General features: G+C 64.3%; 7 protein-coding genes. 5 read left to right on the top strand and 2 right to left on the bottom strand.

Translation table 11 applies throughout. From position 1 onward, the window contains the following. Window positions 1–47 precede the first annotated feature (47 nt). Genes I6E56_RS06720 through I6E56_RS15180 form a run of 5 tightly spaced genes read left to right on the top strand, consistent with a single transcriptional unit; the run spans window position 48 to window position 7,476 of the window. The gene (locus I6E56_RS06720; RefSeq protein WP_197136888.1) at window positions 48–2,720 is read left to right on the top strand and encodes an ABC transporter substrate-binding protein; all 2,673 of its coding nucleotides are present in this window, start codon (window positions 48–50) and stop codon (window positions 2,718–2,720) included. 3 nt (window positions 2,721–2,723) lie between these two features. Next, window positions 2,724–3,713 (top strand): ABC transporter permease, encoded by a 990-nt coding sequence (locus I6E56_RS06725; protein ID WP_197136890.1) that lies wholly within the window; start codon window positions 2,724–2,726, stop codon window positions 3,711–3,713. Continuing rightward, the gene (locus tag I6E56_RS06730; RefSeq protein ID WP_197136892.1) at window positions 3,710–4,567 is read left to right on the top strand and encodes an ABC transporter permease; all 858 of its coding nucleotides are present in this window, start codon (window positions 3,710–3,712) and stop codon (window positions 4,565–4,567) included. Before I6E56_RS06725 ends, I6E56_RS06730 begins: the two co-directional genes overlap by 4 nt. Continuing rightward, a complete protein-coding gene (locus I6E56_RS06735) occupies window positions 4,564–6,261 on the top strand; it encodes an ABC transporter ATP-binding protein (protein ID WP_231606264.1) in 1,698 nt (565 codons plus the stop codon). Before I6E56_RS06730 ends, I6E56_RS06735 begins: the two co-directional genes overlap by 4 nt. Window positions 6,262–6,303: 42 nt before the next feature. Next, window positions 6,304–7,476 carry a peptidase C39 family protein gene (locus I6E56_RS15180; RefSeq protein ID WP_307842797.1) on the top strand — a complete coding sequence of 391 codons (1,173 nt, stop codon included), beginning with the start codon at window positions 6,304–6,306 and terminating at the stop codon, window positions 7,474–7,476. Window positions 7,477–7,600: 124 nt separating this feature from the next. On the opposite strand, the gene I6E56_RS06745 is transcribed toward I6E56_RS15180, so the two are convergent. Both I6E56_RS06745 and I6E56_RS06750 read right to left on the bottom strand, forming a co-directional pair. Further along, window positions 7,601–9,790 carry an alpha-galactosidase gene (locus I6E56_RS06745; protein ID WP_197136893.1) on the bottom strand — a complete coding sequence of 730 codons (2,190 nt, stop codon included), beginning with the start codon at window positions 9,788–9,790 and terminating at the stop codon, window positions 7,601–7,603. Further along, on the bottom strand, window positions 9,774–11,108 hold the full coding sequence (locus I6E56_RS06750) for an ABC transporter substrate-binding protein (protein ID WP_197136894.1): 1,335 nt from the start codon (window positions 11,106–11,108) through the stop codon (window positions 9,774–9,776). The genes I6E56_RS06745 and I6E56_RS06750 overlap by 17 nt, the downstream gene beginning before the upstream one ends. Window positions 11,109–11,179: the final 71 nt, after the last annotated feature.

Raw genomic sequence — 11,179 nt, forward strand, 5'->3', positions numbered from 1 at the left:
TCATTCTGTAACGTTATGCAGGTGGCGTTTGCCCATAAGGTGTCGTTATGCAGGACGCACCGCAGGAATCCGCCACCCTTGACGAACTGACGCGCGCGCTCGACCTTCACATGCTGCGCATCCTCGTCGCCATCCAAGAGACCGGCAGCGTTTCTGCCGCCGCTCGCCGACTCGGTTTCAGCCAGCCCGCCATCACCCAACATCTCAAGCGCAGCGAAGCCCGCCTGAACATCGCCCTCGTCGCACGCACCCCGCGCGGCATGGAACTCACCGAAGCCGGCTCCCTGCTCGCCCGCCACGCACCCCGCATCGATGCCGCCGTGACCGCCGCCGCGAGCGACCTCACCGCGCACCTCGGTCTCGACCGGGGCGCTGTGCGTCTCGCCGCGTTCCCCGCCGCCGTCGCGAGCATCATCGCGCCACTACTCTCGCGTCTCGATCGCGAGTTTCCGGGCATCCACGTCGAATTCAGCGAAGCAGCACCGGATGCCGCCCTCAGCGCCGTCGCCGAAGGTCGCGCCGACATCGCCCTCGACTACCGCTACGCAAGCGACCACACCATCGCGTCTAGCTCGCACACGAGCCCGGAGGGACTGCGCTCGCGCTTTCTACTCTCCGAAAATGTGCTCGCGATCGTGCCTCGGGCCACCGCCGATCAGCTCGGCGCGTCAGCGAGTGTCGCGGGGCTTCTTCCATTTACGTGGATCGGCGGCCCGGCTACCTGCACCGAGCAGCTTGTTGCCGTCGCGACCGCCCTCGGCGAAAAACCCACCCTGCGGCACGATGTGACGACCGTCGGCGCAGCACTCGCGCTCGTGGCATCCGGCATCGGCGTCACCTTTCTCTCCGAACTTGCTCTCGCCACCACAACCCTGCCCGATGGCGTCGTCGCCCTCGAGTTGCAGCCCAAACTTCGTCGACGCATCTATGCGACAACGCTCGACGACTCCGCCGACACTCCAAGCATCGCCGTAGCCCTGCGGCTATTGGCCATGCGTGAGGTGGCCCGGAAAACCAGCAGTGATCGCGCGGCACTGTCACAGCACTCGCACCTCCAACGCGCGAAATTTGCATCCCCTCCCTTTACACCTCCTGTAACGCTCACCGAAAGGCACGAACTTCGCATGAGATCTACTAACTCCACCCTGGCAAAGGGGGCTCGGGCATCCACGGTCGCCGTCGCCGCCTCGGCCCTACTGCTCGCGGGCTGTGCCACATCGAGCACTCCCACCGGCGACGGCAACATCGACACCATCACGGTTGCTCTGCCCGGCTCACTCTCGAGCCTCTATGTGGGCGCCGAAAGCGGCATCCTCAACTACTACATCGCCTCCATCACTCAAGAAGGTCTCGTCTCGATCGACGCCGACGGCGCCCTGCAGCCCGGCCTCGCCGAATCGTGGGACCAGCCGGATGACGTGACCTACGTCTATGAGCTGCGCGACGATGCGATGTTCCAAGACGGCACCCCGGTGACCGCCGACGACGTTGTGTTCAGCTTGGAGCAGGCGCGCGACGAAACCAGCTCGCCCGGCCTTTCGTACTATTTGGGTGGCGTGGAGAGCGTCGAGAAGACCGGCGACCTCGAAGTCACCGTGACCCTCTCGGCCCCTGATGCAGCATTCGCCGCCAACATGAGCACGGGTGGCGCGGCCTTCATCACGTCACAAAAGTTCTGGGAAGAGAACAACGGCGAAGTCGGCACCAGCAGCGCCCTGCTTCTGGGCTCGGGCCCCTACAAGGTCACCGAGTTCGTGCCCGACTCGCACGTGAACTTCGAACGCGTCGACACCTGGTGGGGCGACCTTCCCGAGGTGAAGAACATCAACGTGAAGTTCATCCCGGATGAGGGAACTCGCCTTCTTGCCGCCCAGTCTGGCGACATCGATGTGGCGTTCAACGTTCCGCTCGCGCAGTCGACCCAGTGGGAAGACCTCGACACCATGCGTGTCGATTACGTCAACGACCTCTCCTATGTCGGCATGTACTTCAACACCGCCCTTGAGCCGTTCAACGACCCGAAGGTGCGCGAAGCATTCGCCCACAGCGTTGACCGCACCACGATCGTCGACAAGCTGCTGCGCGGCCACGGCGAAGTAGCGACTGCCATCGCGACCCCCGAATCCCTCGGAAGTGTCTACAGTGCCGACGATGCCCGCGACCTGCTTGCGACCATCCCGCAGTACGACTTCGACCTCGATGCGGCTGCGGCAGCACTCGCGGCATCCGATCACCCGGATGGCTTCGAGACCGACATCCTGTTCCCCTCCACGGGACCGCAGCTCGGCACCGCCGCTCAGTCGCTCGCCGAGAACCTCTCCAAGATCGGCATCACGCTGAACGTGCGCGAAGTTCCCATCGAGGAATGGCTCGCGAGCCTCGAACAAGACAGCAGCTACGGCGTTGGCCTCATGTGGTACTTCTCCACTCTCGGCGACCCCGCCGAAGTGTCGACCTACATGCTCGGCGACTACAACATCTCGAACTACGAGAACCCCGAAGTTCTCTCGCTGTTCGAGCGCATCGGCGCCGAGACTGACCCCTCTGCCCGCATCGACCTCCTCATCGAGGCCGAAACGCTGCAGGCAGAAGACATCATCAGCGTTCCGCTCTGGTGGGGACAATCCGCAACCGCGTTCTCGAACGACATTGACATGAGCAGCTACAGCTCATTCGCGTTCATCTCGTCCTGGCCGACCCTGCTCACTCCGGCTGGATAATTTGTGACAACCACCCCGATCGCACGCGCATCACAAGCACGGTCCTTGGGCCGCATGCTTGTGGTGCGCGTGCTCGGCACCATCGGCATCCTGCTGGTGCTGTCCATCATCGTGTTCTCGATGCTGCACCTCGCCCCCGGCGACATCGTCAAGAACCTGCTCGGCAACCGGGCATCATCGCCGGAAGCCATCGCCGCCATCCGCGCGCAATACAACCTCGATCAGCCGCTGTACATGCAGTACCTGATCTGGTTGGGCAACACCCTCACCGGCGACTTTGGGCAGTCCATTCGGCTGCAAGATTCGGTATCGAACGTGATTGGCTCGCGCCTGGGCATCACTGCCGCCCTCAGCGGACTCGCGTTCCTCCTTGCCGTGATCGTCGCCGTTCCGCTCGGTGTGCAGAGCGCCGTTCGTTCGGGAAGCTGGATCGACCGCTTCGCGACCGGCTTCGGAATCGTCGGCCTCAGCGCCCCCACCTTCGCCGTCGGCCTCCTCCTTCTCTATACGTTCGCGTTCTATCTGCCGATCTTTCCGGTCTACGGATCGGGCGACGGTGGCCTCGACACCCTCTGGCACCTCGTACTGCCCGCCATCACCCTGGCGCTCGGACTCGGCGCTATCATCCTCAAGCTCACCCGCACCGCCATGCTGCGCGAACTCGAGAGTGACTACGTGACCTTTGGTCGCGCGCGCGGCCTGCCCGACCGCCAAGTGCACCTGATCGCCCTGCGCAACGCCACGATCCCGATCGTGACCGGCGCCAGCCTCGTACTGACCTTCTTGGTTGGCGGTACCGTGCTCGCCGAAACGACCTTCGCACTGCCCGGGCTCGGCACCCTGCTGCAAGGCTCCGTGCTGTTCAAAGACATCGCCGTCGTGCAAGCGCTCACCCTGCTGGTGGCCGTGACGATTGCAATCATCGCCCTGCTGGCCGATCTCGCCTACATCTTCCTCGATCCCCGCATCCGCGCCAAGGAGAGTGCTCAGTGAGCAGCACCGAAGCTATCGTCTTAGCGAAACTTCCACGGTCGCGCCGCCGTCATCCGGTGGCAGTGTGGTTATCGCTCGCTCTGCTCGGCGTCGTCGCCTTCTTGGTGCTCTTCGGCAACCTCATTGCCCCGGATGCCACGGCCCAGTCCATTCTCGATTCCTTGCTGCCCCCGGGCAGCCCTGGTCACCTTCTCGGCACCGACGAACTCGGTCGAGACGTGCTTGCTCTGACGATCGCGGGAGCGGCATCCGCCCTCGTTGGTCCGGTGTGCGTTGCACTCGGGTCGATGCTGCTCGGGATTCTGCTCGGCACCGTTGCGGGCTATTTGCGCGGCCCCATCGACTTCATCATTGGCCGCTGGACCGACCTGCTGTTCTCGCTTCCGCTGCTGCTAGCCGCGATCGTGGTCGCAGGCGTGTTTGGCGCCGGCTACTGGATGACCGTGCTGCTGCTGATCTTGCTGTTCTCGCCCTCGGACATCCGCATTGTGCGCGCCGGGGTCATGGAGCAGGCCGCGCGGCCGTTCGTGGAGGCAGCGCAAATGCTGTCGCTCTCCAAGACCCGCATCATGTTCACGCAGGTGCTGCCCAACGTGTGGTCGCTCATCATCACCAACTCCATGCTCAACGTGGCCTTCGCGCTCGTGGCGTTCTCGTCGCTGTCGTTCTTAGGCGTCGGCGTTGCCCCCGGCACGGCCGATTGGGGACGTCAGCTCACCGATGGTCGCGCCATCATGATCGACAACCCGGCCGCCGTGCTTGTGCCGGCGCTGCTCATCATTGGTGTCGCGTCAGCAGCCAACCTCGTGGGCGACTGGCTCGGCCAAACCTTGACCAGAACGGGACGCTCATGACCGAGACCGACATGACGAACGTGCCCGCGTCGGGTGCCGGTGTGGGCGTCGCGGGCACTGGCCCCGGCCCAAGCTCAGGCCTCGGCACTGGCCCCGGCATCGACTCGACCACTCAGGTGGCCGTTACCGGGCTCACGATCGACGGGCCGTCTGGCGTTGTTGTCGCCCCCTTCGACTTCTCCATCGCGCCAGGTGAAACCCTTGCGCTCATCGGCGAATCGGGCTCGGGCAAGACGCTCTCCGCCAAAGCAATCGCCGGGCTCTTGCCCGCGGGCTTCAGCGCGCGCGGCACCATCGTGCTGTCGAGTGCCACCATCGAACTGCCGTCAACGGATGCCGTGTGGCGTGCGACCCGAGGTCGCCGCATTTCACTGCTGCTGCAAGATCCGTTCACGAGTCTGAGCCCCGTACACCGCTGCGGCACCCAGATCGGGATGACGATCGATGCCGCGAGCACGACCCGCCTCAGCCGCGACGAACGCACGGCTCGCATCACGCGAAGCCTGGCCGAAGTGAACCTGCCCGCGGATGTCGCCCGCGCCTACCCGCACGAACTCTCCGGTGGAATGCGGCAGCGGGTTGCTATCGCTGCGGCCCTCGCCACCGACCCCGAACTGCTCATTGCCGACGAGCCAACCACGGCTCTCGATGCAAGCAACCAGGGCGAGATTCTCGACCTCCTTCGGGGCCTGCAAGAGAAGCGCGGCATGGCTGCCCTACTCATCTCGCACGACCTCGGCATGGTGCGCGGGCGTGCCGAGCACGTGCTCGTCATGCGCCACGGCGAGATCGTGGAGCGCGGTGTCACGAGCTCCGTGCTCAATACACCAAGCCACCCCTACACTCGGGCGCTGATCGAAGCCGACCCCTCGCTCACCGATCGCTCGGCCGGGGTCGTGCGTACGGCATCCGGTGTCGGCGTGACCGCTGCGGCGGCAGATGCCGACTCGGCAACCGGCGACCTCGTGGTCGCTACCGACATCACCAAGAGCTTCGGCGACAAAACTGTGTTGCACGGAGTGAGCGTCACCGTGGGCCGCGGCGAGACCGTCGGCATCGTCGGCGAGAGCGGTTCGGGCAAGACCACGATCGCGCGCTGCATTGCCGGGCTCGAGCACGAGACCAGCGGGGTGATCGAGTTCGACGGCGTTGCCCTCGCCGCCGGCCGCGCTTCACGCACGCCGAAGCAAATGCAGATCGTGTTCCAGGATCCGTACTCGTCACTCAACCCGATGATCAGTGTTGGACGGTCGCTGAAGTTGGCGTTGCGGGTGGCGGGTCGTCCGGTATCCGACCTCAATGGCCTGCTGAAGTTGGTTGAACTGCCCACCGACTTCGCGAGCAAGCGACCAGCAGAGCTGTCGGGTGGCCAACGTCAACGCGTCGCCATTGCTCGCGCGCTGGCTGTTCAACCACAGCTACTCATTTGCGACGAATCAGTCTCAGCGCTCGATGTGTCGGTGCAGAAGCAGATTCTCGACCTACTCGCCAAACTGCGCGTTGAACTCGGCCTCTCGATCCTGTTTATCTCGCACGACCTCGCCGTGGTGCGCCAGCTTGCCGACCGCGTGTACGTGCTGCGACACGGCGAAGTCGTCGAATCTGGTCAGTGCCACGACGTGCTCAACGCCCCGACTCACCCTTACACTCAGTCGCTCGTCGCAGCGTCGATTCACGAAGCACCCACTCACTGAGCTCGGCGCCACAAGCGCCCGACCTCGCCCCGAAAGGACCCCGTGGACACCTCCACTCCTGCTGACTCTGCCGCCACAAACACCACCGACGCTGCCGCCTCGAACACCACCACCGCTGCCGTTGCCGTTGCCGTTGATGCAACAATCGGCACCGCCGTTGTTCAGCTCGCGCCCACCGAGCTTCCCCCGCACCTCACAGAGGCTCTCGGCGCCGAGCGTGCCGCCGAATGGCAACGCGATCGCGAGCCCTATAACCCGCGGGTCTGGATGCTCGACTCCCCCACCGGCAGCGCCGCCGCTCTCACTTCCGGTCGCCCCAATACGCGCTACACGAAGCTCGTTGACCTCTGGGCCGACAGCGATGCTGCCGCCCAGAGCCTTCTCGGCGAACTGATTGCGGCTTCCACGGAGCGTGGCGATGCCGCCCTCAAGTGGCAGCTCCCGCTCGACGCCGCGCTCCCCGCCTTCGCCGCCGACCTCGGCTTCGCCGAACTACGTACGCCGATCTCTTCGGCTGATGGCACTCAGGGCGTTCGCGGCTTCGTGCTGTGGCACGACGTCTGGCCGCACGAGCAACTGCGCTATTACGGCCAGACCACGCTGTTCACGTGTGGTGCGGTCGCCGCAATGACCGCCCTCAGCCACCTCGGCCTGGAGCCTTTCGCTGACACCGAAGACGAGGATGCCCGCGAGCGCGAACTCGCTTTCTGGCGTTCCGCTACCAACTTCCCCGCGTGTGAACCCCTCGGTCTCGCCGTCGCCGTTCACGACGTGATCGCGCAGTCGGCATCCGGCATCAGTCTCGAACTGCACCTCGACACGACCGAACCGACGCTCCTCGAAACCTACGAGGGCGAAGAGCGCGTGTTCCGCGAGCAGTTGCAGGAACAGTCTCGGGCCGAAGCGGCGAGCCGCGGCATCCAGCAGCACACCGCCCCACTGTCGATTGAGCAGATCACCGAGCGCGTTGCCGGTGGCGAGCTGGCGATCTTGTTGATCGAAGAAGAACCCATGCACGATGCCTCGACCCCGCACTGGGTCGTAGCGCACTCGGTGAAGGGCGACACCATTCTGCTGAACGATCCGTGGATCACCGCCGAGCAGGGCGAGACCTGGGTTGACTCCCACGATCTGCCCGTCTCGATCGCGGTGCTCGACCAGATGGTCGCGTTCGGCGACCCCACTTATCGCGGGGTCATTTTTGTGGCACGCTAGCACTCACTGAGGTGAGGGGCCGCCGTGAGCAACCCGGAGAAGAACCCGGCCGAGGTCGCCTACCAAGCGCAGCCACGACGAGATCGTGGAGTTCCGCGCGAATAGCGCTACCCGTGCGGCGAAGTTAGAGCGCCCCGCCGTTGTTCGCCGCCGCTGCTGCTGGCACCGCAGTAACGCGCAGCACCAGCGCCTCATCCGGATGCAGAATCGGCAACGTGAAACCAACCGACCCGAGCGCTGCGCCCGACAGCGTGAGCTCGCCGTCGTGCCACCACGCTGGCGCAGTGCCCGGGTAGGTTGCCGCTTCCGCACCCACATCTACGGGGGTGATGCGGTACATACGGTGCGGGTCAAGCCCGGGCAAGCGCCGGGCGGTAGGTACAGAGTCGGTGGGGGTCACGAGGTTGGTCACCCAGAAGACAGCATCGGCGGCAGAGCCCGGGGCGTCATCCGCGACGATGCCGGTGACGATCGGGTCTGCACTGAGTTCGCTGCGCACCACTCGCCCCGAATGGATGAGTCCGCGCAGTGAACGGTAAACGCCCGCCCACGTACGCAGCGCATCTCGCTCTTCGGAAGTCGCGGCGGTGAGATCCCATTCGATACCAGAGTGCCCCATGAGCGCGGTTGCGAGCCGGAAGCTCAGAGACAGCGAACGCCCCGAGGTGTGCGCGGGCGACGAGCCAACGTGCGATCCGAGGTACTCGAACGGCACGAGCAGGTTGGTCCAGCGCATGATCGAGAAACGGTCGTGCGCATCATTGGTGTCGGATGGCCAGACGCGCTGAACGCGCTCGAGCACTCCGGCATCCACTCGGGCACCACCCGAAGCACAGGACTCGATTTCGACGTGCGGGTAGCGCTCGCGCAGTTCGTCCATGAGCAGATACGTTGCGGCGACATGGCGGTGCACCGAGCCACCGAGCAAATCACGGTTCATGTCCCACTTGAGGTAGCTGATCGCGTACTCGTCGAGCAGCGCCGCAATCGCATCGCGCACATGCTCACGCGCGGCAGGGTTATCAAGATCGAGCACGTGCTGGTTGCGCCACGACTTCGGCAGCGGCCGGTCATCGTCGCGCAAAATCCACTCCGGATGCTCGCGCGCAAGATCGGAGTCGAGCGACACCATCTCGGGCTCGACCCACAACCCGAATTGCATCCCGCTGGCTGTCACTCGGTCAACGAGTGGAGCGAGACCCTCGGGCCATGACGCGGCATCTACCGTCCAGTCGCCGAGCGCGCGCTTGTCGTCGGTGCGGCCGGTCATCCAGCCGTCGTCGAGAACGAAACGCTCGACACCGACATCGGCTGCGGCATCCGCAAGTGCTGCGAGCTGATCAAAGTTGTGATCGAAGTAGACGGCCTCCCACGTGTTGAGGGTGAGCGGGCGCGGTGTCGAAGGATGCGCGGGGAGGCCACGGAACCACTCGTGGAAACGGTCGCTCAGCCCGTCGAGGCCGGCATCCGACCACGCGGCGTAGGCCCACGGAGTTTCGTGGGTGTCGCCCGTCGCGAGACGCACTTCGCCGGGAGCCAACAGTTCGGCGACGCCCACCGTGGTGTAGCCGAGCGCAAGGCGATCAATCCAAACGCGGGTATCACCGCTCGTTCCGGCGTGCACTGCCCAAACCTCACCGTGGCGGAAACCAAAGCCGGGTGTTCCCGACACGGTGAGGAAGGAATCGTTGTGACCGCGGCGACCGTGGCGCGACTCGCGCAGCCAGGTTCCGTAGTCGATAGCGGAACGCTGGGGTTGGCGTTCTGCCGCCCAAATTCCGCTGAAGTCGAGTCGCTCGCGCGCAACCGGCGGGAGTGGAAGAACAGTGGCCAGCGATGAAAGCTCGAAAGCCTCGGTAGCGGTGTTGGTCAATCGTGAACGGCTGCGCAGCACTCCGGCGGCGGAAAGTTCAAAGTCAATGGTGAGGCTGAGGGCATCGTCGTCGACCAGCGTGACCGAGATGCGGTCAGGGGTCGGATGCTCGATGCTCGCGGTCTGCAAAGACGGCCGGCGCACACGCCCGCCGCTCGCTCCGGCGGCCCGGTCATGGCGGCCTTCGAGACCGGGCAACCCGGTCCAGCCCTCGGCGAGCAAGGGAACGATGCTCAGCCGGAAAGGTTCGTCGATGGAACTCGGCCCGAGGGCACGCTCGCGCGAATCTGCGAGCGCCACGAGCTGGTCGTGGTCAAGTTCTCCGAGGTCTGCACCCCAGTGCGTGATCGACGGCACGCCCGTGCCGCGAGCATCCAGCACGAAGCTGGTGCCCGCGGCGCGGAGGTGAACGATGTCGTTCGTGTTATTCGTTGACAGCAATCGCGGCAGCCTTCATGGCGTCGATTGTCTTCTGCTGACCGTCGGTCAAGGCATCCGTGAGGGTGCCTGAACCGGAGATGGCGCCAGAGAATCCGTCAGCAACATCCGTGTACACCTGCGTCATAGTCGGGCCCCACGTGAAGTCAGGGTTAACTTCTGCGCCGGCAGCGGCGAAGACGTCGTAGATGTTCTGTCCGCCGAAGAAGTCAAGACCTTCGGAGAAGGCCGGCAGGTCGCCACCGGTCTTCGTTGCGGGATAGATGTTCGCCGTTGCGTTCATGCTGGCGAGTGCCTCAGGGTCGGTGTTCAACCAGAGAGCGAACTGTGCAGCCTCGTAAGGGTGTTCGCTTCCTTTGAGAACTGCGGTGCTCGATCCGCCCCAGTTGCCGGCAGCAGAGTCGCCTTCGTTCCACTGCGGCATCGGAGCTACAGCCCAGTTACCTGCGGTGTCAGGTGCACCACTCGTGATGGAGTTTGCACCCCATACTGCAGAAACCCAGCTCCAGACTTCACCGGAGTTGTAGCCGTTGTTCCACTCATCGGTCCAAGCCGGGAGGGTTGCAACGAGGTCATCGTCAAGCAGTCCCTGCCAGTAGTCAGCAACCATGAGCGACTCGGGCGAGTCAAGGGTTACGTCCCAAGCTTCGCCGTCGTTTTCGAACCACTGGCCATCTGCCTGCCAGACGAGTCCGGCGAAGGCGTTGATGTCGCTCTGCGAGAAGTTGGTGATGTAGCCACCCTCTTCACGAATTTGCGCGGCTGCCTCAGCGTATTCGTCCCACGTGGTCGGGATGTCGATGCCAGCGGCTTCGAACAGGTCGGCACGGTAGAACAGAGCCTCGGGGCCGGTGTCCTGCGGAATTGCGTAGACCGAGTCTTCTTCACCGAAAGTGACCTGGCTCCAGGTCCAGTCGATGAACTCGTCCTGCGCGTCCATTACTCCCTCACACGAGGCGATGTTGACAACGCCGTCTTGTACACGGAAGTTGGGCAGTGCATCGTATTCAATCTGACCGAGGTCGGGCGCGTTGCCGGCTTCGATCTGGTTGAAGAAGTTGTTGTACGTTCCACCAAGACCGTTGGGTCCGGTCTGAACTTCAACTTGGATGTCGGGGTTCTGTTCGTTCCAGATTGCTGCGGCATCTTCCATGCCGGGCAGCCACGTGGTGAAGCTGAGCGTTACGGGTCCGTCAGACGGGGTGCACGCGTCAGCGGCGTCAGTGCCACCGTCTGTGCCTGCACCGGTGGAGCATGCTGAGAGTGCGAGCGCGGAGACGAGCACCAATGCTCCTCCAGCGCGAGCTATGCGATTAGCCATGCGATTACCTTCCTAGTGATTGTGATTGTGATGCGGGGTTTCCCTCGGGGGTAGTCCGAGTGGTCGTGCGG

It is taken from the genome of Salinibacterium sp. NK8237 (assembly GCF_015864955.1).
In the GTDB taxonomy this organism is placed as follows: domain Bacteria; phylum Actinomycetota; class Actinomycetes; order Actinomycetales; family Microbacteriaceae; genus Rhodoglobus.

What these genes read in the sequence shown, in the direction of transcription:
- I6E56_RS06720 (WP_197136888.1), top strand. Translation starts at nt 48, where the DNA reads ATGCAGGACGCACCGCAGGAATCCGCCACCCTTGACGAACTGACGCGC.
- I6E56_RS06735 (WP_231606264.1), top strand. Translation starts at nt 4,564, where the DNA reads ATGACCGAGACCGACATGACGAACGTGCCCGCGTCGGGTGCCGGTGTG.
- I6E56_RS06750 (WP_197136894.1), bottom strand. Translation starts at nt 11,108, where the DNA reads ATGGCTAATCGCATAGCTCGCGCTGGAGGAGCATTGGTGCTCGTCTCC.